Annotated in this window: 23 protein-coding genes and 1 tRNA gene; 15 read left to right on the top strand and 9 right to left on the bottom strand. The window is 67.8% G+C overall.

The window, feature by feature from the left end:
* The first annotated feature begins 4 nt into the window (after nucleotides 1-4).
* Nucleotides 5-1,429 carry a sugar porter family MFS transporter gene (locus G4G00_RS04500; protein ID WP_108752769.1) on the top strand — a complete coding sequence of 475 codons (1,425 nt, stop codon included), beginning with the start codon at nucleotides 5-7 and terminating at the stop codon, nucleotides 1,427-1,429.
* A 363-nt stretch (nucleotides 1,430-1,792) separates the two neighbouring features.
* Here the strand turns inward: G4G00_RS04500 and G4G00_RS04495 are convergent.
* Nucleotides 1,793-1,867 (bottom strand) — tRNA-Glu (locus G4G00_RS04495).
* Nucleotides 1,868-1,917: 50 nt separating this feature from the next.
* Between G4G00_RS04495 and pcnB the strand changes: the two genes are divergently transcribed.
* The 6 genes from pcnB (at nucleotide 1,918) to pgi (ending at nucleotide 7,503) form a co-directional block, all read left to right on the top strand.
* Nucleotides 1,918-3,294, top strand: coding sequence for a polynucleotide adenylyltransferase PcnB (pcnB, locus tag G4G00_RS04490; RefSeq protein ID WP_164271513.1), 1,377 nt, complete (start codon nucleotides 1,918-1,920; stop codon nucleotides 3,292-3,294).
* A gap of 3 nt (nucleotides 3,295-3,297) precedes the next feature.
* Nucleotides 3,298-3,783 carry a 2-amino-4-hydroxy-6-hydroxymethyldihydropteridine diphosphokinase gene (folK, locus tag G4G00_RS04485; RefSeq protein ID WP_108755915.1) on the top strand — a complete coding sequence of 162 codons (486 nt, stop codon included), beginning with the start codon at nucleotides 3,298-3,300 and terminating at the stop codon, nucleotides 3,781-3,783.
* 34 nt (nucleotides 3,784-3,817) lie between these two features.
* Nucleotides 3,818-4,633, top strand: coding sequence for a 3-methyl-2-oxobutanoate hydroxymethyltransferase (gene panB / locus G4G00_RS04480; protein WP_079221487.1), 816 nt, complete (start codon nucleotides 3,818-3,820; stop codon nucleotides 4,631-4,633).
* Nucleotides 4,630-5,469, top strand: coding sequence for a pantoate--beta-alanine ligase (gene panC / locus G4G00_RS04475; RefSeq protein ID WP_164271510.1), 840 nt, complete (start codon nucleotides 4,630-4,632; stop codon nucleotides 5,467-5,469). Before panB ends, panC begins: the two co-directional genes overlap by 4 nt.
* A 142-nt stretch (nucleotides 5,470-5,611) precedes the next feature.
* The gene (gene panD / locus G4G00_RS04470; RefSeq protein ID WP_004153087.1) at nucleotides 5,612-5,992 is read left to right on the top strand and encodes an aspartate 1-decarboxylase; all 381 of its coding nucleotides are present in this window, start codon (nucleotides 5,612-5,614) and stop codon (nucleotides 5,990-5,992) included.
* The gene (gene pgi, locus G4G00_RS04465; RefSeq protein WP_164271505.1) at nucleotides 5,989-7,503 is read left to right on the top strand and encodes a glucose-6-phosphate isomerase; all 1,515 of its coding nucleotides are present in this window, start codon (nucleotides 5,989-5,991) and stop codon (nucleotides 7,501-7,503) included. The genes panD and pgi overlap by 4 nt, the downstream gene beginning before the upstream one ends.
* Nucleotides 7,504-7,593: 90 nt before the next feature.
* Here the strand turns inward: pgi and G4G00_RS04460 are convergent, their stop codons facing one another.
* Nucleotides 7,594-8,157 carry a response regulator transcription factor gene (locus G4G00_RS04460; protein ID WP_108755918.1) on the bottom strand — a complete coding sequence of 188 codons (564 nt, stop codon included), beginning with the start codon at nucleotides 8,155-8,157 and terminating at the stop codon, nucleotides 7,594-7,596.
* Entirely contained in the window at nucleotides 8,154-9,380 is a 1,227-nt protein-coding gene (locus G4G00_RS04455; protein ID WP_108752775.1) for an ATP-binding protein, read from the bottom strand. Before G4G00_RS04455 ends, G4G00_RS04460 begins: the two co-directional genes overlap by 4 nt.
* Nucleotides 9,381-9,494: 114 nt before the next feature.
* On the opposite strand from G4G00_RS04455, the gene ispG reads away from it, so the two are divergent.
* From ispG to G4G00_RS04440, 3 genes are all read left to right on the top strand, one after another.
* Nucleotides 9,495-10,760 (top strand): flavodoxin-dependent (E)-4-hydroxy-3-methylbut-2-enyl-diphosphate synthase, encoded by a 1,266-nt coding sequence (gene ispG, locus G4G00_RS04450; RefSeq protein ID WP_108752776.1) that lies wholly within the window; start codon nucleotides 9,495-9,497, stop codon nucleotides 10,758-10,760.
* Entirely contained in the window at nucleotides 10,741-11,490 is a 750-nt protein-coding gene (locus G4G00_RS04445; protein ID WP_108749275.1) for a phosphatase PAP2 family protein, read from the top strand. The genes ispG and G4G00_RS04445 overlap by 20 nt, the downstream gene beginning before the upstream one ends.
* Before the next feature lie 201 nt (nucleotides 11,491-11,691).
* Nucleotides 11,692-12,339, top strand: a complete 648-nt coding sequence (locus G4G00_RS04440; protein WP_108749276.1) for a response regulator — start codon at nucleotides 11,692-11,694, stop codon at nucleotides 12,337-12,339.
* A 308-nt stretch (nucleotides 12,340-12,647) separates the two neighbouring features.
* On the opposite strand, the gene G4G00_RS04435 is transcribed toward G4G00_RS04440, so the two are convergent.
* From G4G00_RS04435 to zwf, 5 genes are all read right to left on the bottom strand, one after another.
* On the bottom strand, nucleotides 12,648-13,307 hold the full coding sequence (locus G4G00_RS04435) for a bifunctional 4-hydroxy-2-oxoglutarate aldolase/2-dehydro-3-deoxy-phosphogluconate aldolase (protein WP_108749277.1): 660 nt from the start codon (nucleotides 13,305-13,307) through the stop codon (nucleotides 12,648-12,650).
* Between the two features lie 306 nt (nucleotides 13,308-13,613).
* Nucleotides 13,614-15,530, bottom strand: a complete 1,917-nt coding sequence (edd, locus tag G4G00_RS04430) for a phosphogluconate dehydratase (protein WP_164271502.1) — start codon at nucleotides 15,528-15,530, stop codon at nucleotides 13,614-13,616.
* Between the two features lie 58 nt (nucleotides 15,531-15,588).
* Nucleotides 15,589-16,311 carry a 6-phosphogluconolactonase gene (gene pgl, locus G4G00_RS04425; protein WP_108752779.1) on the bottom strand — a complete coding sequence of 241 codons (723 nt, stop codon included), beginning with the start codon at nucleotides 16,309-16,311 and terminating at the stop codon, nucleotides 15,589-15,591.
* Nucleotides 16,308-17,315 carry a glucokinase gene (glk, locus tag G4G00_RS04420; RefSeq protein ID WP_108752780.1) on the bottom strand — a complete coding sequence of 336 codons (1,008 nt, stop codon included), beginning with the start codon at nucleotides 17,313-17,315 and terminating at the stop codon, nucleotides 16,308-16,310. The genes pgl and glk overlap by 4 nt, the downstream gene beginning before the upstream one ends.
* A complete protein-coding gene (gene zwf, locus G4G00_RS04415) occupies nucleotides 17,312-18,748 on the bottom strand; it encodes a glucose-6-phosphate dehydrogenase (RefSeq protein WP_108752781.1) in 1,437 nt (478 codons plus the stop codon). Before zwf ends, glk begins: the two co-directional genes overlap by 4 nt.
* Before the next feature lie 354 nt (nucleotides 18,749-19,102).
* Here zwf and ugpC point away from each other — a divergent pair, with 354 nt between their 5' ends.
* Nucleotides 19,103-20,185 carry a sn-glycerol-3-phosphate ABC transporter ATP-binding protein UgpC gene (gene ugpC, locus G4G00_RS04410; RefSeq protein ID WP_108752782.1) on the top strand — a complete coding sequence of 361 codons (1,083 nt, stop codon included), beginning with the start codon at nucleotides 19,103-19,105 and terminating at the stop codon, nucleotides 20,183-20,185.
* Between the two features lie 204 nt (nucleotides 20,186-20,389).
* Here the strand turns inward: ugpC and G4G00_RS04405 are convergent, their stop codons facing one another.
* On the bottom strand, nucleotides 20,390-21,265 hold the full coding sequence (locus G4G00_RS04405; protein ID WP_108752783.1) for a folate-binding protein YgfZ: 876 nt from the start codon (nucleotides 21,263-21,265) through the stop codon (nucleotides 20,390-20,392).
* A gap of 39 nt (nucleotides 21,266-21,304) precedes the next feature.
* Between G4G00_RS04405 and G4G00_RS04400 the strand changes: the two genes are divergently transcribed.
* The 4 genes from G4G00_RS04400 to sdhA are packed head-to-tail and all read left to right on the top strand — an operon-like array spanning nucleotide 21,305 to nucleotide 24,140.
* Nucleotides 21,305-21,478: a DUF1674 domain-containing protein gene (locus tag G4G00_RS04400; RefSeq protein ID WP_108752784.1), complete on the top strand. Its 174-nt coding sequence runs from the start codon at nucleotides 21,305-21,307 to the stop codon at nucleotides 21,476-21,478.
* A 56-nt stretch (nucleotides 21,479-21,534) separates the two neighbouring features.
* Nucleotides 21,535-21,927 carry a succinate dehydrogenase, cytochrome b556 subunit gene (sdhC, locus tag G4G00_RS04395; RefSeq protein ID WP_108752785.1) on the top strand — a complete coding sequence of 131 codons (393 nt, stop codon included), beginning with the start codon at nucleotides 21,535-21,537 and terminating at the stop codon, nucleotides 21,925-21,927.
* The gene (gene sdhD, locus G4G00_RS04390) at nucleotides 21,924-22,319 is read left to right on the top strand and encodes a succinate dehydrogenase, hydrophobic membrane anchor protein (RefSeq protein ID WP_108752786.1); all 396 of its coding nucleotides are present in this window, start codon (nucleotides 21,924-21,926) and stop codon (nucleotides 22,317-22,319) included. The genes sdhC and sdhD overlap by 4 nt, the downstream gene beginning before the upstream one ends.
* Before the next feature lie 30 nt (nucleotides 22,320-22,349).
* Nucleotides 22,350-24,140 (top strand): succinate dehydrogenase flavoprotein subunit, encoded by a 1,791-nt coding sequence (gene sdhA / locus G4G00_RS04385; protein WP_108752787.1) that lies wholly within the window; start codon nucleotides 22,350-22,352, stop codon nucleotides 24,138-24,140.
* The last annotated feature ends 42 nt before the right edge of the window (nucleotides 24,141-24,182 follow it).

The following is a 24,182-nucleotide window of genomic DNA, read 5'->3' as shown; positions in this document are numbered from 1 at the left end:
ACCCATGTCCACAGCGATTCCTGCAAGCGCCGGCAGCCGCGGCGAAAACACCGCTTTCATCGTTCTGATCAGCTGCGTGGCCACCCTCGGTGGCTTCCTGTTCGGCTTCGACAGCGGGGTGATCAACGGTACGGTCGATGGCCTGCGCCAGGCATTCAATTCCAGCGAGGCCGCGCTGGGCTTCGAGGTGGCCTCGATGCTGCTGGGCTGCGCCATCGGTGCCTTCGTGGCCGGGCGCCTGGGTGACCTGCTGGGCCGCCGCAGCGTGCTGATCATTTCGGCGGTGCTGTTCCTGCTGTCGGCGCTGGGTGCGGGCGCGGCGCATGCCTCGTGGCTGTTCGTGGCCGCGCGCATGGTCGGCGGTTTCGCGGTGGGCGCAGCCAGCGTGATGTCGCCGGCCTACATTGCCGAAGTGGCCTCGGCGCGCTATCGCGGCAAGCTGGCCACGGTGCAGCAGATGGCGATCATCAGCGGGCTGTTTGCCGCCTTCCTGAGCAACTACCTGCTGGCGCGCGCGGCCGGTGCGTCCACCGAGCCGCTGTGGCTGGGGCAGGAGGCCTGGCGTTGGATGTTCTGGATGCAGGCCATTCCCTCGCTGCTGTTCCTGGTGCTGTTGCTGACCATTCCCGAGAGCCCGCGCTTCCTGGTGGCCAAGGGCCGGCACGCACAGGCCGAAGCGGTGCTGGCCCGCCTGTACGGGCCGGCCGAAGCACGGGTGAAGCGCGGCGAGATCGAGGGCAGCCTGGCCCAGGACCAGCACCGGCCGACGTTTGCCGACCTGAAGGACAAGGCCAGCGGCAAGCTGCGTGGCATCGTATGGGTGGGCATCGGCCTGGCGGTGCTGCAGCAGCTGGTGGGCATCAACGTGGTGTTCTACTACGGGGCCGTGCTGTGGCAGGCGGTGGGCTTCTCGGAAAACGACGCTTTGCTGATCAACGTGCTGTCCGGCGCGCTGAGCATCGGCGCCTGCCTGGTGACGGTGCTGCTGATCGATCGGATCGGCCGCAAGCCGCTGCTGTGGATCGGCTCAGTGGGCATGGCGGTATCGCTGGCGCTGATGGTGGTGGCGTTCGCCAGTGGCAGCCTGGTGGACGGGCGCCTGCAGTTGTCCGATGGCATGGGCCGGCTGGCGCTGGTGGCGGCCAACGTCTACGTGGTGTTCTTCAACATGTCCTGGGGCCCGGTGATGTGGGTGATGCTGGGCGAAATGTTCCCGAACCAGATCCGCGGCTCGGCGCTGGCCGTGGCTGGTGCGGCGCAGTGGACATCGAACTTCGCCATCACCGTCACCTTCCCGATGCTGCTGGCCGGCATCGGCCTGGCCGGCGCATACGGCATCTACACCGTGGCCGCCTTCCTCTCCATCTTCTTCGTGGTCCGCTACGTCCGCGAAACCAAGGGCAAGGAACTGGAGCAGATGGAAGGCTGACGGGCTTTGGCTTCGGAGGCGCTGCGTTCGCGCCTCCCGGCTACGTGGGGGAGGGGCGGCCTGCCCCCTCCTGACAGTTTCATGGTGTGTGCGGCAGCCGCGGGCCACGGGCCGATTGCTGCCGCGGTGCGCGATCAACTGTCCGGAGACGGTGGGGTCACCCAGGCCAGGACCGCAGGCGCCATGGATGGCGCCTACGAGCCCCCATGGATGGGTTAACGGCGTGTCCTGGCCTGGGTGACCCCACCGTCTCATGCCGATAGCAAGCCGGCGCCACAGCGACCAAGCACCCGAAGCCATCAACCCCCGGAAAACAGAAAAGCCCGCACATTGGCGGGCTTTTTCGGTTCCTGCTGCGGCGACTGGTGCTCCCTAGGGGACTCGAACCCCTGTTTTAGCCTTGAGAGGGCCACGTCCTAACCACTAGACGAAGGGAGCATGTATGTCGCTGCCGAGGCAGGAGCGGTAGTATAGGTACCTCGATGCCAATGGGCAATCCCGAAACTTCAACCGGAAGCGCCAACATCATTTCCCCTGCTCCATCTCCGTTCAGCCTGCGCGTCATTCCGCGCGACCAGCACACGATCTCCCGCAAGGAGATCAGCCCGAACGCCCTGCGCGTGCTTTATCGCCTGCGCGATGCCGGTTTCGGCGCCTACCTCGTGGGCGGCGCAGTGCGCGACCTGCTGGTCAATGGCCAACCCAAGGATTTCGACGTGGCCACCGACGCCACGCCCGAACAGGTCAAGCAGTTGTTCCGCAACTGCCGCCTGATCGGCCGCCGTTTCCGCCTTGCCCACGTGGTCTTCGGCCGCGAGATCATCGAAGTTGCCACCTTCCGTGCCAACAGCGATGACGGCAGCGGCGACCGCGAAATGGAAAACGGCATGCTGGTGCGCGACAACGTCTACGGCACCATCGAAGACGACGCCGTGCGCCGCGATTTCACCTGCAACGCCCTGTACTACGCCATCGAGGATTTCTCGGTGCGCGATTACGTCGGCGGCTTCGAGGACGTGCAGGCACGCCTGATGAAGCTGATCGGCGATCCCGAACAGCGTTACCGCGAAGACCCCGTGCGCATGCTGCGCGCGGTGCGCCTGGCCGCCAAGCTCGGTTTCCAGATCGAAGAGGGCACCGCCGCGCCGATCCCGCAGCTGGCTGGCCTGCTCAACGAAGCGGCCCCGGCACGCCTGTTCGAAGAGGTGCTGAAGCTGTTCCTGTCCGGGCACGGCGTGGCCAGTTTCGAAGGCCTGGAGCGCTACGGCCTGCTGGATGTGCTGTTCCCGGAAAGCGCCAAGGCGCTGAAGTCGAACCGCACCGGTGCGTTGCGCCGCATGCTGGTGGAAGGCCTGGCCAACACCGATGCGCGCGTGGCCAACGACGAACCGGTCTCGCCGGCGTTCCTGTTCGCGCTGCTGCTGTGGCCGGCCTACTGCCGTGCCCAGGCCACCCTGCTCAAGCAGGGCGTGGCCCCGGAAGAAGCACAGCGGCGCGCCGCCGACCGGGTCACGGTACAGCAGCTGAGCACCATCGCCCTGCCGCGCCGGTTCTCGCTGCCGATGCAGGAAATCTGGCTGCTGCAGTCGCGCTTCAGTTCGCGCCAGCGCAAGCGCGTGTTCCGCACGTTGACCCATCCGCGCTTCCGTGCGGCCTTCGATTTCCTGTCGCTGCGCCAAGTGGCCTCGGCCGAGCACGAGGCCGATGTGCAGTTCTGGCGCGAGGCGCAGGCGCAGTCGGGCAACGAGCTGGAACACTCGCTCGACGCCATGCACGCCGAGGGCGGCGACGAAGAGGGCGGGGCGCCGCGCAAGCGCCGCCGTCGCCGCCGTCGCAGCAGTGGCCCGGGCGGCGCCGCCGAGTAAGTCATGACCGTTGCGTGGATAGGCCTGGGTGCGAACCTGGGCGATGCGGCGGGCACGGTCCGCGCGGCGATTGCCGCGCTGGACACGCTGGCCGGCACCCGCCTGCAGCGGGCATCGCGGCTGTACGCCACGCCGGCCTGGGGCAACGAAGACCAGCCGCCGTTCGTCAATGCGGTGGCGGCCGTGGATACCACGTTGGCGCCGATGGACCTGCTGCAGGCCCTGTTGGCGCTGGAGCAGCGTTTTGGCCGGGTGCGCGACCCGGCCGTGCACTGGGGCCCGCGCGCGCTGGATCTGGACCTGCTCCTTTACGGCCAGCAGACCGTGGACGCGCCTGCGCTGCAGGTGCCGCACCCGTACCTGCACCAGCGCGCCTTCGTGCTGGTGCCACTGGCCGAAATCGCGCCGGAACTGACCATTCCCGGCCATGGCAGCGTGCAGGACGCAGTGATGCGGGTCGACGCCTGCGGGATCGCGCCGATAGGGTGATAATGCCCGGGTTATCTCCCCCGGTTATCAGCACATGAGCACCCACGCAGACAGCAAGCCCTGGACCGTACCCGCGCTGGCCGAAGCCAAGCGCAATGGCCAGAAGCTGGTCATGTTGACCGCCTACGACGCAGGCTTTGCCCGCACTTTCGACGCCAATGGCGTGGACCTGATCCTGATCGGCGATTCGCTGGGCATGGTCGTGCAGGGCCACGATTCCACCCTGCCGGTGACCGTGGCGGACATGGTCTACCACACCCGTGCGGTGTCGCGCGTGCTGCAGCGGGCGCTGCTGGTGGCCGACCTGCCGTTCGGCGCCGATGCCACCCCGGAACGTGCGCTGGACGCCTCGCTGCAGCTGCTGCAGGCCGGTGCCGAGATGGTCAAGATCGAAGGTGCCGGCTTCAAGGTCGACATCGTGCGCTACCTGGTGGAGCGCGAGATTCCGGTGTGTTCGCACCTGGGCCTGACCCCGCAGTCGGTGTTGCGCCTGGGCGGCTTCAAGATCCAGGGCCGTGGCGATGCCGCGCGCCAGCTGGTGGAAGACGCCAAGGCCGTGGCCGCCGCCGGTGCCACCCTGATCGTGCTCGAATGCATGCCGACGCCGGTGGCGGCTGAAGTGACCGCCGCAGTGGACGTACCGACCATCGGCATCGGTGCCGGCCCGCACTGCGATGGCCAGGTGCTGGTGCTGCACGATTTCATCGGCCTGGACAGCGGCCACCGCCGCCCGAAGTTCGTCAAGGACTTCCTGGCCGAAGGCGGTTCGGTGGCCGGTGCCACCCGCGCCTACGCCGACGCCGTGCGCGACGGCAGCTTCCCCGACGAACAGCACGCCTACGCCCAATGATCCAGACCTTCAACGAACTTGGCGCACTGCGCGAAGAGATCGCCCAGTGGAAGCAGCAGGGCCTGCGCGTGGCGCTGGTGCCGACCATGGGCAACCTGCACGGGGGGCACCATTCGCTGGTGGCCCTGGCCCGGCAGTACGCCGACAAAGTGGTGGCCAGCATCTTCGTCAACCCGACCCAGTTCGGGCCGAACGAAGATTTCAGCCGCTACCCGCGCACGCCCGAGGCCGACGTGGCCGGGCTGGAGCAGGTCGGTTGCGATGCGGTGTGGCTGCCCAGCGTCGAGGCGATGTACCCGCTGGGCGTGGACAAGACCACGCAGATGCACGCCCCCGGCGTGAGCGAAGTGCTGGAGGGCGCCAGCCGCCCGGGCCACTTCGATGGCGTCTGCACGGTGGTGGCGCGCCTGTTCCTGCAGGTGCAGCCGGACGTGGCCGTGTTCGGCCGCAAGGACTACCAGCAGCTGGCGGTGATCAAGCAGATGGTGGCCGAGCTGTCCTTCCCGATCCAGATCGTCGGTGCCGAGATCGTGCGTGACGACGATGGCCTGGCCAAGAGCTCGCGCAACCAGTACCTGGATGCGCAGCAGCGACCGCTGGCCACCACGATCCACCGCACCCTGCTGGGCATGCGCGAAGGCTACGTGGCCGGGTACACGCGGGCGCAGATCGAGGCCGATGCCACCGCCGCACTGCAGGCTGCCGGCTTCCAGGTCGACTACGCGGTGCTGCGCACCCCGGAGCTGGCCGAACCGACCTTCGACGGCGGCGGCCGGGTGGCGCTGATTGCCGCCCGCCTGGGCAGCACCCGGTTGATCGACAACCTGGAATTCTGATGTCTGCGGGGGCGGATCCCTTTCCCGGTGGGAAAGGGCTCTGACCCCACTTCCAGCCTGCTACCTGAACAAGTTGCCCGCCCTGCTGCCCGGCGCCACGCGGGTGCTAGAATCCGCACTTTCCTTTGCGTTGTGCCGTGCCATGCACCTGTCCCTGCTGAAGACCAAGATCCACCGCGCCACCGTCACCCATTCCGAGCTGAACTACGAAGGTTCCATCGCCATCGATGACAACCTGCTGGCTGCCACCGGCATCCGCGAGTTCGAGCAGGTGCACATCTGGGACGTGACCAACGGTGCGCGCTTCTCGACCTATGCCATCCGTGCCGAAGCCGGCAGCGGCGTGGTCTCGCTCAATGGCGGCGCCGCGCGCCACGTGCAGGTCGGTGACATCATCATCATCGCTGCCTTCGCCAGCATGACCGAGCAGGAAGCGGACAGCTTCAAGCCGAAGCTGGTGTACGTGGACGGCAACAACCAGATCTCCCACACCAACGACACGATCCCGACCCAGGCCGCATGACAACGAACAACGGATTCGACTCGCTGCATTCCCACGCCCAGCGCCTGAAGGGCGCAAGCATTCCCAGCCTGCTGGCCGCCGAACCGGGCCGCGTGCAGGACCTGGCGCTGCGGGTCGGTCCGTTGTATGTCAATTTCGCGCGGCAGAAGTACGATGCCGCTGCGTTGCAGGCGCTGCTGGCGCTGGCCGCCGAGCGGGATGTCGGCGCGGCCATCGCCCGCCTGTTCCGCGGCGAACAGGTGAACCTGACCGAAGGCCGCGCGGCGCTGCATACCGCGCTGCGCGGTGATGGCGTGGATGCGCCGGTGGCGGCCGAGGCCTATGCCACCGCGCGCGGCATCCGCCAGCGCATGGGCGTACTGGTGCGCGCGCTGGAAGACAGCGGCGTGACCGATGTGGTCAGCGTCGGCATCGGCGGTTCCGATCTGGGCCCGCGCCTGGTGGCCGACGCGCTGCGTCCGGTCAGCGGCGCGCGCCTGCGCGTGCATTTCGTGTCGAACGTGGACGGCGCCGCCATGCAGCGCACGCTGGCCACGCTGGATCCGGCGAAGACCGCTGGCATCCTCATCTCCAAGACCTTCGGTACCCAGGAAACGCTGCTCAACGGGCAGATCCTGCATGACTGGTTGGGCGGCAGCGATCGCCTGTACGCGGTCAGCGCCAACCCCGAGCGTGCCGCAAAGGCCTTCGCCATCGCCGCCGAGCGCGTGCTGCCGATGTGGGACTGGGTGGGCGGGCGTTACTCGCTGTGGTCGGCGGTCGGCTTCCCGATTGCGCTGGCCATTGGTTTCGAGCGTTTCGAGCAGCTGCTGGACGGTGCCGCGCAGATGGATGCGCATGCGCTGGACGCGCCGCTGGAGCGCAACCTGCCGGTGCTGCATGCGCTGACCGATATCTGGAACCGCAACCTGCTGGGGTGTGCCACCCACGCGGTGATGACCTACGACCAGCGCCTGGCGCTGCTGCCGGCCTACCTGCAGCAGCTGGTGATGGAAAGCCTGGGCAAGCGCGTGCAGCGCGACGGCCAGCCGGTCACCACCGACACCGTGCCGGTGTGGTGGGGCGGGGCAGGCACCGATGTGCAGCACAGCTTCTTCCAGGCGCTACACCAGGGCACCAGCATCATTCCGGCCGATTTCATCGGCTGCGTGCGCAACGACGATCCCTACACGGTGAACCACCAGGCGTTGCTGGCCAACCTGCTGGCGCAGACCGAAGCGCTGGCCAACGGCCAGGCCAGCGACGATCCGCACCGCGACTATCCCGGTGGCCGCCCGAGCACCCTGATCCTGCTCGATGCACTGACTCCGCAGGCGCTGGGTGCGCTGATCGCCATGTACGAGCACGCGGTGTACGTGCAGTCGGTGATCTGGAACATCAACGCCTTCGACCAGTTCGGTGTCGAGCTGGGCAAGCAGCTGGCCAATGGCCTGTTGCCGGCGCTGCAGGGCGAGGATGTGGCGATTGCCGATCCGATGACCCGCGAGATCCTGGCGCAGCTGAAGGGCTGACGCTCTCTGTAGAGTCGAGCCATGCTCGACTCTCCGCACAAGGCAGTCGAGCATGGCTCGACTCTACAATTCGGCAGGGCCGACCCCGCATCAACGGCTCGGGTCGCGCTCCGGGCTTGGCCGCTTGGCCAGCTTGCGCTGCAGCGAACGCCGGTGCATGCCCAGCAGCCGCGCCGCGGCCGACACATTGCCACCGGTCTCGTGCATGGCCTGCTGGATGTGTTCCCACTGCAGGCGGCTGATCGGCGTCATCGCATCGGGCACTTCCATTTCGCCGTCATCGGCCGGGCCATCGTCTTCTTCGCCAAGGGCGCGCAGGATCATCGGCACCGTGGCCGGCTTGGGCAGGTAATCGTCGGCGCCCAGCTTGATCGCTTCCACCGCCGTGGCGATGCTGGCGTAACCGGTCACCAGCAGGATGCGCATGTCTGCACGCAGCGCGCGCAGCGGCTGGATCAGGGCCAGGCCCGAATCGTTGCCCAGCTTCAGGTCGATCAGGGCGAATGCAGGCGGCTGCTGGCGTGCCAGCATCAGCGCGCTGGCCGCGTCCTGTGCGGTCTGCGTTTCCAGGCCCTTGCGGGCCAGGCTGCGCTGCAGGGTGCGCAGGTACAGTTCGTCGTCGTCGACCAGCAGGCCAAGGGTTGAGGCGTTCATGGGGTGTCCTCGCGTGGGGCCAGCGGCAGGCGGAAGCCGACGCGGCTGCCGGCCCCCTGGGCCGGGCGCATCCACATCTCGCCCTGCAGGCGTTCGATGGTGGCATGGGACAGGGCCAGCCCCACGCCCATGCCTTCACTCTTGCTGCTGCCGAACAATCGGCCCGGCAGCACGGCGGCACGGGCATTGAAGCCGTGTCCGTAGTCGCGCACTTCGCCGATCAGGTCGTCGCCTTCGATGCGCAGGTCCAGGTCCACGCGCGGGCGCCCGGCCTGTTCGCCCGCATCGGCGGCGTTGTTCAGCAGCACCATCAGCAGGTGGCCCACGCCGGGATCGAGCGGCAGCCGCAGTGGCGCGTCGTCGTTGCGGTGCAGGTCGATGGTCGGCCGCACCAGCCGCCACTGTTCCAGCACCTGCTGCGCGCTGGAATGGCCGCGACCGGGGCCGTCGGTGGATGCCGGCGCGGCCAGCGCCAGCACGCGCTCACGGCACTGCACCAGCAGTTCGCGCAGGGTTTCCATATCCTCGCGCACTTCCGGCTCTTCGCTGCGCTCGGCTACGTCATCGGCCAGCAGGGTCATGGTCGCCAGCGGGGTGTTCAGTTCGTGGGCGACCGAGGCGGCATGGGTGGCCAGGGCGACGATGCCTTCGTTGCGGGCGAAGCGCTCGCGCAGCGCCGACAGTTCCAGTTCGCGCTGGCGCAGGGCCGTCGCCAGGCGGGTGGAAAAGGTCAGCACGACCGCCGCAGACAGCAGGAAATTGGCCACCACGCCCCAGCGGTTCAGGTCCAGCGCGCGGAAGTAGCCGGCGGGCAGGGGTTGGCCGAACACACCGCTGGCGGCGTAGCCCAGCAGGCAGGCGCCGGCCACCGCCAGCGCCCAGCGGCGGGGCAGGGCGAAGGCGGCCAGCGCGATCAGGATCAGGAACAGCGAGCCGAAGGGGTTGGCGATGCCGCCGCTCCAGCCGACCATCCAGGTCAGGATGATCACGTCCACCAGGATGTGCCCGAACGCGGTCAGCGGGGCGGTATCGCCCGCTTCCGGGCGCAGCTGGGTATACAGGTTGAACACGGCCAGCACGGCCACGCCCGCCCACAGGGGCTGCTGCGGCAACGGCAGGCCCAGCACCCAGGTGGCGACCAGGATGGTGGCCGCCTGGCCGGCCACGGCCAGCCAGCGCAGGCTGCACAGGGTACGAAGGAACGGGGCGTCGGGTCCGGTCATGCCTGCCCATCGTATGCGTTCATCGCACGGGCTGCCTGCGACAATCGGCCGCAGACGCGCTGGCCGCTGAATGCGACCCACCCCGAATGCAGGGGCGGGCGGTAGAATGGCCGCATGCACGACGCCGTCACCCGCCCCACGCCCCCCTCCGATGCCACCGCCTGGCCGCGCCGCCAGACCCATGCCGTCCAGATCGGCGGGGTCACTGTAGGCGGCGGCAAGCCGGTGGTGGTGCAGTCGATGACCAACACCGACACCTCCGACGTGGCGTCCACCGCCAAGCAGGTGGCCGAGCTGTGGCGTGCCGGGTCGGAAATGGTGCGCCTGACCGTCAACACGGTTGAAGCGGCCGCGGCCATTCCGCGCATCGTCGACAAGCTGGCGATGATGGGCATCGACGTGCCGCTGATCGGCGATTTCCACTACAACGGCCACCAGCTGTTGACCGCCGAGCCGGCCTGCGCCGAAGCGCTGGCCAAGTACCGCATCAACCCGGGCAACGTCGGCTTCGGCAAGAAGAAAGACCTGCAGTTCGCGCAGTTGATCGAATTCGCCGTGCGCTACAACAAGCCGGTGCGCATCGGTGCCAACTGGGGTTCGCTGGACCAGGCGCTGGCGGCGAAGCTGATGGACGAGAACAACCATCGCGAACAGCCCTGGGACGCCGGCCGCGTGCTGCGCGAAGCTCTGATCCGCTCGGCGCTGGATTCGGCCGAACAGGCCGTGGAACTGGGCCTGCCGCGCGATCGCATCGTGCTGTCGGCCAAGGTGAGCGGCGTGCAGGAACTGATCGCGGTGTACCGCGACCTGGCCCAGCGCTCGGATTTCGCCCTGCACCTGGGCCTGACCGAAGCCGGCATCGGCAGCAAGGGCATCGTGGCCTCGGCCGCGGCGCTGAGCGTGCTGCTGCAGGAAGGTATCGGTGACACCATCCGCATTTCGCTGACCCCCGAACCGGGGCAGTCGCGTACGCAGGAAGTGATCGTCGCCCAGGAACTGCTGCAGACCACCGGCCAGCGCGCCTTCACCCCGCTGGTGACCGCGTGCCCGGGCTGTGGCCGTACCACCTCCGAATTCTTCCAGGAACTGGCCAAGGTGGTGCAGAACCACGTGCGCGAGAAGATGCCGCTGTGGAAGATCCACCACCCGGGTGCGGAGAACATGACCCTGGCGGTGATGGGCTGCATCGTGAACGGCCCGGGCGAGTCGCGCCACGCCAACATCGGCATTTCGCTGCCGGGTACCGGTGAGACGCCGGCCGCACCGGTGTTCGTCGATGGCGAGAAGAAGGTGACCCTGCGCGGCGACAACATCGCCCAGGAGTTCGTTGCCCTGATCGACGAGTACGTCGAACGTACCTATGTCCGAAGCGCAGGATAAGCCCGTCATCCTGGCCGCGCCGGAGCCGGCGTCCGGCTTCCGCCACTGGATGGCGCGCAACGCCTGGCGCCTGCTGCTGCTGTTTGCCGGCGTGCTGCTGCCGCTGGCCGGCTTCGTGGCGCTGGCCGACGAGGTGCACGAGTTCGAATCGTTCCATTTCGATGCGCCGTTGCTGTGGCAGATGCACGGCCTGCACTCGCCGGCATTGGACACGTTCTTCGTGCTGCTGTCGCGGCTGGGCTACGAATGGTTCCTGATTCCCGCCGACGTGCTGATCGTGGGCGCACTGGCCTGGCGGCGGCGCTGGCGCGAAGCGACCTTCGTGGCGGTGTGCTTCGTCGGCTCGGCGCTGCTGAACATGGGCAGCAAGCAGTTCTTCCAGCGTGACCGCCCCAGCCTGTGGGAATCGATCGCGCCGGAATCGACATTCAGCTTCCCCAGCGGCCACGCGATGGGCTCGATGACCCTGGCAATGACCCTGGTGCTGCTGGCCTGGAACACCCGCTGGCGCTGGCCGGTACTGGTGCTGGCCCCCGCGTTCAGCCTGCTGGTGAGCGTGTCCCGGGTCTATCTGGGCGTGCACTATCCCTCGGACATCCTGGCCGGATGGTGTGCCGCGCTCGTTTGGGTGGTAGGGTGCTATCTGGTCATGTTCCGTCGCCGGCATCCTTGGCGGCGTCACGGTTCGCCGCCAGCGAGGGCCAGCGAAGCGATCGCAACAGGGGATTGACGCGGTTGTCCCGTTTGGGATGCCGCGCAATGGATGTGTAGTTTCGATGTCGGGGGTTTTACGGGGCCAGGGACGGAATCGGCGCGTGAAGAATGTGATGCGCAAGGCAGAACGCCGTTTTTGCGCAGTTTCCGCGCTTGCGATGTGCCATGGCGCACGCCTAGCTTGGCCCCCGATGGCCGCATTCGAAGAGGGACGTGGATGACGATTCGAGTCTACCTGGTGGATGACCACGCGCTGGTCCGCACCGGGATGAAAATGATCCTGTCGGGGGAACCCGACATCGAGGTCGTGGGCGAAGCCGAGACCGGCGAGGACGCCCTGCGTGAGGTCCGCCAGCTGCTGCCGGACGTGGTGCTGTGCGATCTGCACCTGCCCGGTGTCAGTGGCATGGAGGTAACCGAGCGCATCGTGCGCAGCCACCGCGCCACGCGCGTGGTGATTGTGTCGGTGCTGGAAGACGGGCCGCTGCCCAAGCGCCTGCTGGAGGCCGGTGCGGCCGGTTACATCGGCAAGGGCTGCGATGCGCAGGAACTGCTGCGCGCGGTGCGCGACGTGGCCGGCGGTCGCCGCTACCTGGGCACCAGCATCGCGCAGAACCTGGCGCTGTCCACGGTGGAAGGCAACGCCTCGCCGTTCGATACGCTGTCGCCGCGCGAACTGGAAGTGGCCCTGCTGCTGACCCAGGGCCTGCGCCAGGAAGACATCGCCCGGCGCCTGAGCCTGAGCGCGAAGACGGTGAACACGCACAAGGCGCGCCTGTTCGAGAAGATGGGTATCCACGACAACATCGCGCTGGCGCGCATGGCCAGCCAGTACGGGCTGGTGGATCCGGCACGGCCGCTGTAAGAATTCCAGCCAACGGCGCAGCCCCTCGCGGTGGTGGTGCGGTTGGATTCTGGGGTTGGCCGGGCGGATGGGTTGTGCAGGGGACGCTGCAAGTACGTCCCTGTAAGCTCGGTCGCCGCATCCATGCGGCTCACGCCCCTGCACAACCCATCCGCCCGGCCATGGACACTTTCCGTGCGCCGCCACCGCGGAATGAAGTAGGAGGAGCGGGAGCGGGTCGCGCGCGTTGCGCACTCGTGGCCTGGGGTCAGCGGACCCCGGGGTCGGATCCCTTTCCCGGCGGGAAAGGGCTCTGACCCCGTAGTTCTTCAGTGGCCGCGGACGCGCTTGACGATCTTCGCGGCTTGGGCGGCGCTTTCGCGCACCTTGTCCCACTGGCCATCGGCGATCCAGTTGCCCGGCACCATCCACGAACCACCGATGCAGACCACATTCTTCTGCTCCAGGTATTCGGCGGCGGTGTTTTCGGTGATGCCACCGGTGGGGCACAGCTTCAGGTCAGCCACCGGCCCAGCCAGGCCCTTGATCATCGCCAGGCCACCCACGGCCGTGGCCGGGAACAGCTTGCAGACGCGGAAGCCGCGCGCGTAGAGGGACAGCAGCTCGGTGGGCGTGGCCGCACCCGGTACCACCGGCAGCGGCGCCGCCGCCAGCGCATCGGCCAGCACCGGCGGCGTACCCGGAGTGACCAGGAAATCAGCCCCGGCATCGATGGCCTGCTGCATCTGCTCCACGGTCAGCACCGTACCCGCACCCACCACCACATCGGGCAGTTCGCGCTTGAGCATGGCCAGCGCTTCCATCGCCACCGGCGTACGCAGGGTCAACTCGATGGCCGGCAGGCCGCCCTCCAGCAGCGCCGCACTGACCGCCCGCGCCTGCTCCAGCGTATGAATCGTCACCACCGGCAGAATACCCGCCGCCCGCAGCATCTCCGCCGCCTTAACCTGATGTTGCTCGATACCCATGCTTTTGCCCTTGCTCTTGTTTGTGCTTTTCAGTGATCACTTCGCGGCGCGAGGGCGCCAGCCAACTGTCCGGAGGCGGCGGATAGCCCCCACCAGGACCGCAGGCGCCATGGGCCCGAGGCATGCCTCGGGCGGGTTGGGCAGGACGCCCAACCCCGGTCTTGCCGTGTGCGCAGGATTGCGCACACGAGCAAGGCGCCTACGAGCCCCCATGGATGGGTTCACGGCGTGTCCTGGTGGGGGCTATCCGCCGCCTCAACCAGGACACTGACCGCCAACGCGAACCCGCAGCGCTCTTTCAAAAACTCAGGCGTCCTTCGCCTCATGCGGCGCCGCCGCAGCGGCCGGATCGTGCCCCAGCTCGTACTCCGCGTCGTAATCCCACGGCCCACCATCGGCCGCCGCCGGACCACACGAAATCGAAATCGCGCCCTGGTCCGCAGGCCCGACCACCCGACGATTGATCGCAAACAGATTGCGGCCCATGTCGTTGGCCGCCGGCGCGGTATTCGGCGCCAGCGTACGCGCCGCCCATTCGGCCGCATCCACCAGCACTTCCAGCGTGCCGGCCTCGCCGTCCAGACGGATCATGTCGCCCTCGCGCACCTTGCCCAGCGGACCCCCGCGCGCCGCTTCCGGCGTCACGTGGATGGCCGCCGGAATCTTGCCCGACGCACCCGACAGACGGCCGTCGGTAACCAGCGCCACGCGCCGCCCCTGGTTCTGCAGCAGGCCCAGCAACGGCGCCAGCGAATGCAGTTCCGGCATGCCGTTCGCACGCGGGCCCTGGTAACGCACCACCGCCACGAAATCCTGCGGCAGCATGCCCGCGGCGTGCAGCTTGTTCAGCACCTGCGGCGCATCGACCACCACGGCCGGAGCCTCGATGGTGCGGTACTGCGGCTTCACCGCCGACAGCTTGATCAGCGACTTGCCCAGGTTGCCACGCAGCAGGCGCAGGCCGCCCTGGCTCTCGAACGGGTTGTCCACGCCGCGCACCACCTCGTCGTCGGCGCTGCGTTCCAGCCCCGGCAGGTAGACCAGCTGGCCATCGCGCAGCTGTGGCTCGCGCGCGTAGTCGGCCATGCCGCCGCGCGCCACGCTGACCAGATCGCCGTGCATCAACCCGGCCTTGATCAGTTCACCGAACACGAAGGCCGGGCCACCGGCCGCGGCGAAGCGGTTCACGTCGGCTTCGCCGTTCGGATAGACGCGTGCCAGCAGCGGAATCAGCTGCGACAGCTCGTCGAAATCGTCCCAGGTCAGCACGATGCCGGCCGCGCGGGCCACGGCGATCCAGTGGATGGTGTGGTTGGTCGAACCGCCGGTGGCCATCAGCGCGATGACCGCGTTGATGATGGCGCGCTCGTCGATGATGCGGCCCAGCGGACGGAAATCGTCGCCCAGCGCGGTGATGTCCAGTGCGCGCTCTGTGGCTTCGCGGGTCAGCGCATCGCGCAGCGGCGTGCCGGGGTTCACGAACGACGCGCCGGGCAGCTGCACGCCCATCGCCTCAAGCAGCACCTGGTTGGAATTGGCGGTGCCGTAGAACGTGCAGGTGCCGGCGCCGTGGTACGACGCCGATTCGGCTTCCAGCAGCTCCTCGCGGGTGGCTTCGCCGGCGGCGTAGCGCTCGCGCACTTCGGCCTTCTGCTTGTTCGGAATGCCCGGGGTCATCGGGCCGGCCGGCACGAACACCGCCGGCAGGTGGCCGAAGGCCAGCGCGCCGATCAGCAGGCCCGGCACGATCTTGTCGCACACACCAAGGTAGACGGTGGTGTCGAACATGTCGTGGCTCAGGCCGATCGCGGTCGCCTGGGCGATCACATCGCGCGAGAACAGCGACAGTTCCATGCCGCCGCGGCCCTGGGTGACGCCGTCACACATGGCCGGCACGGCACCGGCCACCTGCGCGGTCGCGCCCAGTTCGCGGGCGATCTGGCGGATCTGCTCGGGGTAGGTCTCGAACGGCTGGTGCGCCGACAACATGTCGTTGTACGCGGTGATGATGCCCAGGTTGGCGGTGACGCCGCCGCGTAGGCGGCTCTTGTCCGTGCCGCCACAGGCGGCGAAGCCGTGGGCGAGGTTGCCGCAGCTCAGGCGGCTGCGGAACGGGCCGTCACGCAGCGAGGCGTCGATCGCGGCCAGGTAGGCGGCGCGGGACGCGGCGCTGCGGCGGATGACACGCTCGGTGATGGCTTGCAGTTGCGGATGGAGGCTCATTGGCTACCGGCATTCAAGGTGGCGAGTGACAGGCGGCACCGTGGTGCCGCCGCCGACATCAATCAGCCCAGTGGACGCGCAGGCGCGCGCCGTCCAGGTTGATCGCAGAAAGGATCGGGTACAGCTGCGGGTCGTTGCTGTCCAGGGCCTGGCGCAGCACCTGCAGCTTCTGCTTGCCGCGCAGCAGCAGCAGGCGCTGGCGGCACTGGCCCAGCCCGCGCGGGGTCAGGGTGATGCGCAGCGGCCACTGGTTCGAGCCCGGGCAGCCGGTGGCATCCAGCGCCGCGTAGGGCAGGGTGCTTTCCAGTGCGCGGGTCAGGTCCTTCGAACCCGGGAACAGCGACGCGGTATGGCCGTCGTTGCCCATGCCCAGGGCCACCACGGTCGGCGCCTGGCTGTGCTGGGCCTGCAGGTTGGCGGTGTACACGCATTCGGGCAGCGGCTTGCCCACCCGCACCAGCGGGTCGAAGTGCGCGCCTTCGGCACGCTTGAGCAGGTGCTCGCGCACCAGCCAGGCATTGCTGTCGCGATCCTGCGGCGACAGCCAGCGCTCATCGGCCAGGCTCACTTCCACCCGGTCCCAATGCACGTCCAGTTCGGCCAGCGCCTGGTACACCGGCGCCGGAGTGGTGCCACCGGACAGCAGGATGCGGGCACGGCCCACGTCGTTGATGTCATGGTTGATGGCCTGGGCCATCTCGGCGGCCACCGTTTCGATCCAGGCGTCGGCATCGGCGTGCTGGACGAAATCAATGCGGTCGTCGTGGAAGATCGGGCTCATGCAGCAACTCCAGGGGCATCGCGTTCGGCGTCGGCTGCGTAGGCGGCAGCGCCCAGCAGGCCGGGGCAGGGGTGCATGATCGCCAGCGACGGCACCCGGCCCATGATGGAAGAGAACCGGCCCTTGTGTTCGAAGCGCTGGCGGAAGCCGGAATGCTGCAGCGAATCGAGCATCTTCGGCACCAGGCCGCCGGTCAGGAACACGCCGTCCCAGGCGCCCTGCACCAGCACCAGATCGCCGGCAATGGCGCCGAACACCGCGCAGAACACATCCACGGTGCGCATCGCCTGCGGGTCGCCCAGGGCGGCGCGCGCGGTGACATCGGCCGGTTGCAGCTGGCCCGGATCGAAGCCGGCCATTTCGCACACGGCGCGGTGGATGTTGACCAGGCCCGGGCCGCAGATCAGGCGTTCGTTGGAAACGCGGCCGAACTGTTCGGACAGGATCTCCAGGATGCGGATCTCCTCGGGCGTGCCCGGCGGGAAGCTGACATGGCCGCCTTCGGTTTCCAGCGGGTAGCTGCGGCCGTGGCGCACCAGCAGGCCGCCCACGCCCAGCCCGGTGCCCGGGCCGATGACACCGTAGTTGCGCGGCTGGCCCGGTGCGGCCGGGGTCCATTGCGCGCCGCCGATCTGCACCACGTCATGCGGCTGCAGCAGCGCTACGGCCATGGCCTGCGCGGCGAAATCGTTGATCAGGTGCAGTTCGTCGAAGCCGAGCATGGCCGCGGTGCGGCTGCGCGAGATCACCCACGGGTGGTTGGTGATGCGGGCTTCGTCGCCGTCCACGCGGCCGGCCACGGCGAACACGCCGCGGCGGGCGCTGGCGCCGGCCTGTTCCAGGTAATGACGCGCGGCATCGCCCAGCGACGGGAACTCGGCCACCGCGTATTCGCGGATGCTGTCCTTCAGCAGCGGCGCGTCCTGCGAGGTGTCGGCCAGGGCGAAGCGGGCGTTGGTGCCGCCGATATCGGCCACCAGCACCGGCTGGCTGGGGGCACTCATGCCGACGCTCCGCTGTCGGGAGCATCCACGCCCTGCGGCAGGAACTCGGTTGCGCTGCTCGGGCCCCATTGGCCGGCCGGGTAGGGTTCCAGCGGCAGCTTGGCGTCCTTCCAGGCGTCGGCCACGCTGTCGATCCAGGCCCAGGCGGCGCGTACTTCGTCATCGCGCACGAACAGGGTGTGGTTGCCATTGAAGGCATCCAGGAACAGGCGTTCGTAGGCGATGCGACGGTGCAGGCCGGTCGGCACCGACAGTTCCAGTTCCAGCGGGTGCAGTTCCAGCGCGCCCCATTCCGGGCCGGCCAGGCTGCTCATCAGGCCCAGTTCGATGTTTTCCTGCGGCTGCAGCTGGAACACCAGGCGGTTCGGCGCGGCCTGCGCACGCTGCGGGCGCTCGAACAGCCAATGGGTGACTGGCTTCAGGGTGACCACCACGCGGGTGGTGCGCTCGGGCAGGCGCTTGCCGGTAACCAGGTGGAAGGGCACGCCGCTCCAGCGCCAGTTGTCGATGTGCGCGGTGACACCGGCGAAGGTTTCCACGTCGCTGCCTTCCGGCGGCTGGTAGGCCTGGGCCGGTTGGCCGTTGATGCTGCCGGCGGTGTAGCGGCCGCGGATGCTGTCACGCGCGGCGTGCTTGGCATCCAGCGGGCGCAGGGCGCGCAGCACCTTCACCTTTTCGTCGCGGATGCGGTCGGCTTCCAGCGAAGCCGGCGGTTCCATCGCCACCATGCACAGCAGCTGCAGGATGTGGCTCTGCACCATGTCACGCAGCGCGCCGGAGCGGGCGTAGTAGGCGTCGCGGCCGTCCACGCCTTCGCTTTCGGCCACCAGGATGTGCACCGATTCGATGTAGTTGCGGTTCCACACGGCTTCCAGCAGCGTGTTGCCGAAGCGCAGGGCGATCAGGTTCTGCACCGCGGCCTTGCCCAGGTAGTGGTCCAGGCGGAACACGCGGTCTTCGTCGATCCACTGGCCGATGGTGCTGATGATCTCTTCGGCGCTTTCGCTGTCGCTGCCGATCGGCTTTTCCAGCATCAGGCGTGCCGGCGATGCCAGTGCGCCGCCCTTGGCCAGGCCTTCGCAGGTGGAGATGTACAGGCCCGGCGGAATGGCCAGGTAGCTCACGCAGCGGCGGTGCACCAGGTCGGACACGGCGGCGGCCACCGAGTCCACGTCGCGCAGGTCCACTGAGCGGTAGTCGATGCGGCGCAGCAGGCCGGCGATGTCGTCCTGGCTGGCCATGGGCATGGCCTGCTGCAGGCGCGGGCGCAGGATGTCATGGAAGGCTTCGGTGTCGTGGCCGGACAGGGCCAGCGCACGGATGCGGAAATCCTCCGGCAGCAGGCCGTCGCCGAGCAGGCGCAGCAGCGAAGGGAACAGGTAGCGCTGGGCCAGATCACCTGTGGCACCAAACAGGAAGAGGGTGTCGTGCATCGCTCGAGTTTCAGATCCGGGTGACATCGTTGTCAATCGCTTCATGGCTGGGTTCAGGGGACATCCGCGCTACTGTCTGTCCGAGGTTCGCTGGGGGCGGTTTTCCGGGCGTCCGGACAACCGTTCCATTCGAAACCACCGCAACGGCCCGCTTTCGATTGGCCGCTGTTGCAGGTCGGTGCGCGCCGACCATCGGATAGTGCCACGTGAAAACGTTTACATGGCAGAATGGGCAACTGTATTCGATTGCAGTGCTCGCCGTCATGCGGCGACCGCGCAATCATCACTGCCATCGGGAGGGCCGAAGGCAGTCCCCAATGACAGCCCGGCACCGGGCGGACTGGATAGAGTGATATGGCAAAAGTGCAGTTGCAGGGTGTGCGCAAGGTCTACGACAACGGCCAGGTTGCAGTGAAGGACGCCACCTTCGAGGTGGCCGACGGCGAGCTGATGGTGCTGGTGGGGCCGTCGGGCTGCGGCAAGTCGACGCTGCTGCGGATGGTGGCGGGCCTGGAGGAAATCAGCGGCGGCACGCTCACCATTGGTGACCGGGTGGTCAATGACGTGGCGCCGAAGGATCGCGACATCGCGATGGTGTTCCAGAGCTACGCGCTGTACCCGCACATGACCGTGGCCGAGAATCTGGCCTTCGGCCTGAAGCTGCGCGGCCATGACAAGGCGACCATCGACAAGCGCATCGCCGAGGCGGCGCAGACGCTGGGCCTGACCGAGATGATGGACAAGCTGCCCAAGGCGATGTCCGGTGGCCAGCGCCAGCGCGTGGCCCTGGGGCGCGCCCTGGTGCGCGAGCCGGCGGTGTTCCTGCTGGACGAACCGCTGTCCAACCTGGATGCCAAGCTGCGCCACAGCGTGCGTACCGAAATCGCGCAGCTGCATCGCAAGCTGGGCACCACCATGATCTACGTGACCCACGACCAGGTGGAAGCGATGACCCTGGGCCAGCGCATCGTGGTGCTCAAGGACGGCATCATCCAGCAGATCGACACGCCGATGGCGCTGTACGACCGTCCGGCCAACCTGTTCGTGGCCGGCTTCCTGGGCAGCCCGGCAATGAACGTGCTGCGCGGCACGCTGCAGGGCGACGCCGGTGGCGTAAGCGTGGTGGACGGTGCGTGGCGCGCGCCGCTGGGCCAGGCCACCATCGATCCGGCGTGGCTGCAGAAGTCGATCGCCGTGGGCGTGCGTCCGGAGCATCTGCAGCCGGCGGCCGCCGATGATGCGCATGCCTTCAGCGCGCGCATCGAGGGCATCGAGCCGGTTGGCAACGAGATCTTCGTGAACCTGAGCAGTGGCCAGCATGCGCTGACCATGCGCGTGGCGCCGCAGGCGCTGCCGGCGGTGGGCGAGGAGATCCGCGTGGCAATCCACCCGCAGGGGCTGCACTTCTTCAGCGCAGAAACCGGCGCACGCCTGTAAGGATGCTTGGTCGGCGTGCGGACCAAGGTCCGCACCTACCAGGGCAGGGCCGCCGTAGATCCACGCCATGCGTGGATGAGGCGAGGGCCCCGTAGATCCACGCCATGCGTGGATGGGATGCCAGCAGAAGCAGTGCGGACCAAGGTCCGCACCCACCAGTCCAGGTCCGCACCCACCAGTCCAGGTCCGCACCCGCGACTGGGTTCAGCGCGCCAGGCCGTCCAGTAGCGGCACGCGCTGCGCGGCCACGCCGCCGACCTGCAGTTCACCATCGCTGGTTTCCAGCGGCAGCACCGCCAGTGCCAGGTCTGCGGCCACGCTGGCCAGGGTGCCCAGCGCCGCGCCGTCCTGCTGCACCGTGTCACCGGCCTGCGCCGCTGCGGCGGTGTGCAGCAGCTGCACCGCACGCTTGGCCTTGCCCAGGAAATGGGTGCGGGCCACGATTTCCTGGCCCGGATAGCAGCCCTTCTTCACGCTGTACCCGTTCAGCCGGTCCAGCCCCAGTTGCTGCGGCGTCCACACCTCGCGCTGGCTGGCATCCAGGCGCGGCAGGCCGAAGCGCAGATCGGCCTGGCGCCAGGCCAGGGCGAAGGTGTCCGTGGCGGCGTCGGCTTCCGTGGCCGCTGCGTCGGGCGCGCCGATACGCAGGGTGCGCGGCAGTGCATCACTGCCCAGGTCCAGTTCCCAGTCCGCGCCTTCGGCCAGGGCAATCGCTGCGCCGCTGGCGGCCTCGGGCGCAGTGAAGGCGCCGGTCACCGCCAGATCCGTGCGCACCTGCACCTTCACCTTGCGCCGGAACACAAAGCGTTGCAGTTGCGACGCAATCGCATCCGCGTCGCCGTCAGCCAGCACCAGCATTACGTAGTCTTCGGCCAGCCGCAGCAGCTGGAACACCGCCAGGGTGCGACCTTTGGCGCTCAGCCAGGCGCTCCATTGCCAGTGCAGCAGGGGCAGGGCGGTCACGTCGCTGCTGAACTGGGCGTGGGCGAACGCGGCCGCATCGGCACCCTGCAGGCTCACCAGCTGGTGGCCCGGAAGGTGCGGATATGCGACGAAAGCAGGGGGCAGGTTGTCAGGCACGTGAACGAGGTCTAAAATTTGTGCGTTGCGAGACCGAACATGATAGGCCAAACAACCCCCACTCCCGACGCCGAAACTGAAGCCCCGCTGGTCCCCGCGGCACCTGTGCCTGTGGAACCGGAAAAGGTTGAAGAGGAATTCGGCGGCCGCGGCGGACTTGATCCGGTGCGGTACGGCGATTGGGAGAAAAACGGACGCTGCATCGATTTCTGATCAGCATTGAGCCAACGCGGCCGCGTGCCGCCCAGCCGAGACAACGAGCCCAGCGAATGGCGACCAGACAACGCCCACTTTCCCCGCACCTTCAGGTGTATCGCTGGCAGATTCAGATGGCCACCTCGATCCTGCATCGAGCCACTGGCGTCTTTCTGTCTGTTGGTGCCCTCATCATCGCTGCGGGCCTTCTGGCCCTGATGATGGGGCCCGAATCCTGGAACTGCTACACCGGCCATGCCGGGGCCTGGTATGGCCGCGTGTTCCTGTTCGCGTGGACATGGTCGTTCGCCTACCACCTGTGCAATGGCATCCGCCACATCGTGCAGGACTTCGCCATTGGTTTCAGCATTCCTGCCTTCGTGCGCAGCAGCTGGATCTCGGTCTTCGGCAGCCTGGTGATCACCGCGCTGGTGTGGGTCTACGTGCTGCTGGGAGGTGCCGCATGAACAAGCCGAACAAGTTCCGTACCCCGCTGAAGACCGTGCGCGGCCTGGGTTCGGCCAAGACCGGTACCGAACACTTCGTGCACCAGCGCCTGACCGCCGCCGCCCTGGTGGTGCTGGGCGTGTGGTTCCTGGTGTTCGTGGTGCGCCTGGCCGGTGCTGATTACGTGACCGCCACTGCCGCCATCGCCAAGCCGTGGAACGCGGTGCCGCTGATCGGCCTGCTCATCGCCATGTTCTGGCACGCCCAGCTGGGCCTGCAGGTGGTGCTGGAAGATTACATCCACGAATCGCTGCTGGCCCTGGTGCTGCAGACCTTCGTGAAGTTCGTGGCCGTGCTCGGCATGATCGTCAGCGTGTTTGCGGTGGGCCGCATCGCCCTCGGCGTCGCCTGAGCCCAGGCACAAGACAGGAATCCAGATTAGATGTCCGCTTACAAGATTACTGAACACAAGTACGACATGGTCGTGGTGGGCGCCGGCGGCGCCGGCCTGCGCGCCACGTTCGGCCTGGCCGCCAAGGGCCTGCAGACCGTGTGTCTGACCAAGGTGTTCCCGACCCGTTCGCACACCGTCGCCGCGCAGGGTGGTATTTCCGCCGCGCTGGCCAACATGGGCGAAGACGATTGGCGCTACCACTTCTTCGACACCATCAAGGGGTCGGACTGGCTGGGCGACCAGGACGCCATCGAATACATGTGCCGCGAGGCCATTCCGGCCATCATCGAGCTGGAACACTACGGCGTGCCGTTCAGCCGTACCGCCGAAGGCAAGATCTACCAGCGTCCTTTCGGTGGCATGACCACCAAGTACGGTGAAGGCCCGGCGGCGCAGCGTACCTGCGCGGCGGCCGACCGTACCGGCCACGCCATGCTGCACACCCTGTACCAGCAGTCGCTGAAGCACGATGCACGCTTCATGATCGAGTACTTCGCACTCGACCTGATCTTCGATGACGAAGGCGTGTGCCGTGGCGTGCTGGCCCTGGACATGTCCGACGGCACGCTGCACCTGTTCCGCGCCCAGGGCGTGGTGCTGGCCACCGGCGGCTACGGCCGTGCGTACTTCAGCGCCACCTCGGCGCACACCTGCACCGGCGACGGTGGCGGCCTGGCCATGCGTGCCGGCATCGCCATGCAGGACATGGAGTTCGTGCAGTTCCACCCGACCGGCATCTACGGCGCCGGCTGCCTGATCACCGAGGGTGTCCGCGGTGAAGGCGGCATCCTGCGCAACAGCTCGGGCGAGCGCTTCATGGAACGCTACGCACCGCACTACAAGGATCTGGCCTCGCGCGACGTGGTCAGCCGTTCGATGACCATCGAAATCCGCGAAGGCCGCGGCGTCGGCGAGCACAAGGATCACATCCTGCTCGACCTGACCCACCTGGGCCCGGGCGTGATCGACGAGAAGCTGCCGGGTATCGCCGAAAGCGCCCGCATCTTCGCCGGCGTGGACGTGCACAAGCAGCCGATCCCGGTCATCCCGACCGTGCACTACAACATGGGCGGCATTCCGACCAACTTCCACGGTGAAGTGGTGCGCAAGGTCGGCGACAACCCCGATTCGGTGGTGCCGGGCCTGTACGCGATCGGCGAAGCCGCCTGCGTGTCGGTGCACGGTGCCAACCGCCTGGGCTCGAACTCGCTGCTGGACCTGGTGGTGTTCGGTCGCGCCGTGGCCAACCGCTGCGCCGAGACCATCAAGCCGGGCGCTGCGCACAAGCCGCTGCCGGCCGATGCCTGCGACAAGGCGCTGGGCCTGCTGGACAAGCTGCGCCACGCCAATGGTGATACGCCGACCTCGGTCATCCGTGACCGCATGCAGCGCACCATGCAGGCCGACGCCGCGGTGTTCCGCACCAGCGAAAGCCTGAAGGAAGGCTGCGAGAAGATGGCCAAGGTGTTCGATTCGTTCCAGGACGTGAAGGTTTCCGACCGTTCGCTGGTCTGGAACTCGGACCTGATCGAGACGTACGAACTGAACAACCTGCTGCTGAACGCGGTGGCGACGATCAATTCGGCCGAACAGCGCAAGGAAAGCCGCGGCGCGCATGCGCACGAGGACTATCCCGATCGCGACGACGTCAATTGGCAGAAGCACACCCTGGTCAGCGTGGACGAGAAGGGCAAGTGCAGCTTCGATTACCGCCCGGTGCACATGTACACGTTGACCGACGACGTGTCCGTGGTGCCGCCGAAGCCGCGCGTGTACTGATCCGACCCCGCCTACCATGCAATCCGCGCCCACGGGCGCGGG

Source organism: Stenotrophomonas sp. B1-1 (genome assembly GCF_010894375.1).
Taxonomy (GTDB): domain Bacteria; phylum Pseudomonadota; class Gammaproteobacteria; order Xanthomonadales; family Xanthomonadaceae; genus Stenotrophomonas.
The sequence above is the reverse complement of the archived record's forward strand: the minus strand, read 5'-3'. Positions and strand labels throughout refer to the sequence as shown.

What these genes read in the sequence shown, in the direction of transcription:
- sdhA (WP_108752787.1), top strand. Translation starts at nt 22,350, where the DNA reads ATGTCCGCTTACAAGATTACTGAACACAAGTACGACATGGTCGTGGTG.
- edd (WP_164271502.1), bottom strand. Translation starts at nt 15,530, where the DNA reads ATGAGCCTCCATCCGCAACTGCAAGCCATCACCGAGCGTGTCATCCGC.
- zwf (WP_108752781.1), bottom strand. Translation starts at nt 18,748, where the DNA reads ATGCACGACACCCTCTTCCTGTTTGGTGCCACAGGTGATCTGGCCCAG.
- G4G00_RS04435 (WP_108749277.1), bottom strand. Translation starts at nt 13,307, where the DNA reads ATGGGTATCGAGCAACATCAGGTTAAGGCGGCGGAGATGCTGCGGGCG.
- panC (WP_164271510.1), top strand. Translation starts at nt 4,630, where the DNA reads ATGATCCAGACCTTCAACGAACTTGGCGCACTGCGCGAAGAGATCGCC.
- G4G00_RS04400 (WP_108752784.1), top strand. Translation starts at nt 21,305, where the DNA reads ATGATAGGCCAAACAACCCCCACTCCCGACGCCGAAACTGAAGCCCCG.
- G4G00_RS04455 (WP_108752775.1), bottom strand. Translation starts at nt 9,380, where the DNA reads ATGACCGGACCCGACGCCCCGTTCCTTCGTACCCTGTGCAGCCTGCGC.
- ispG (WP_108752776.1), top strand. Translation starts at nt 9,495, where the DNA reads ATGCACGACGCCGTCACCCGCCCCACGCCCCCCTCCGATGCCACCGCC.
- folK (WP_108755915.1), top strand. Translation starts at nt 3,298, where the DNA reads ATGACCGTTGCGTGGATAGGCCTGGGTGCGAACCTGGGCGATGCGGCG.
- panB (WP_079221487.1), top strand. Translation starts at nt 3,818, where the DNA reads ATGAGCACCCACGCAGACAGCAAGCCCTGGACCGTACCCGCGCTGGCC.
- G4G00_RS04440 (WP_108749276.1), top strand. Translation starts at nt 11,692, where the DNA reads ATGACGATTCGAGTCTACCTGGTGGATGACCACGCGCTGGTCCGCACC.
- ugpC (WP_108752782.1), top strand. Translation starts at nt 19,103, where the DNA reads ATGGCAAAAGTGCAGTTGCAGGGTGTGCGCAAGGTCTACGACAACGGC.
- G4G00_RS04445 (WP_108749275.1), top strand. Translation starts at nt 10,741, where the DNA reads ATGTCCGAAGCGCAGGATAAGCCCGTCATCCTGGCCGCGCCGGAGCCG.
- G4G00_RS04460 (WP_108755918.1), bottom strand. Translation starts at nt 8,157, where the DNA reads ATGAACGCCTCAACCCTTGGCCTGCTGGTCGACGACGACGAACTGTAC.
- sdhC (WP_108752785.1), top strand. Translation starts at nt 21,535, where the DNA reads ATGGCGACCAGACAACGCCCACTTTCCCCGCACCTTCAGGTGTATCGC.
- G4G00_RS04500 (WP_108752769.1), top strand. Translation starts at nt 5, where the DNA reads ATGTCCACAGCGATTCCTGCAAGCGCCGGCAGCCGCGGCGAAAACACC.
- pgl (WP_108752779.1), bottom strand. Translation starts at nt 16,311, where the DNA reads ATGAGCCCGATCTTCCACGACGACCGCATTGATTTCGTCCAGCACGCC.
- glk (WP_108752780.1), bottom strand. Translation starts at nt 17,315, where the DNA reads ATGAGTGCCCCCAGCCAGCCGGTGCTGGTGGCCGATATCGGCGGCACC.
- pcnB (WP_164271513.1), top strand. Translation starts at nt 1,918, where the DNA reads ATGGGCAATCCCGAAACTTCAACCGGAAGCGCCAACATCATTTCCCCT.
- panD (WP_004153087.1), top strand. Translation starts at nt 5,612, where the DNA reads ATGCACCTGTCCCTGCTGAAGACCAAGATCCACCGCGCCACCGTCACC.
- pgi (WP_164271505.1), top strand. Translation starts at nt 5,989, where the DNA reads ATGACAACGAACAACGGATTCGACTCGCTGCATTCCCACGCCCAGCGC.
- sdhD (WP_108752786.1), top strand. Translation starts at nt 21,924, where the DNA reads ATGAACAAGCCGAACAAGTTCCGTACCCCGCTGAAGACCGTGCGCGGC.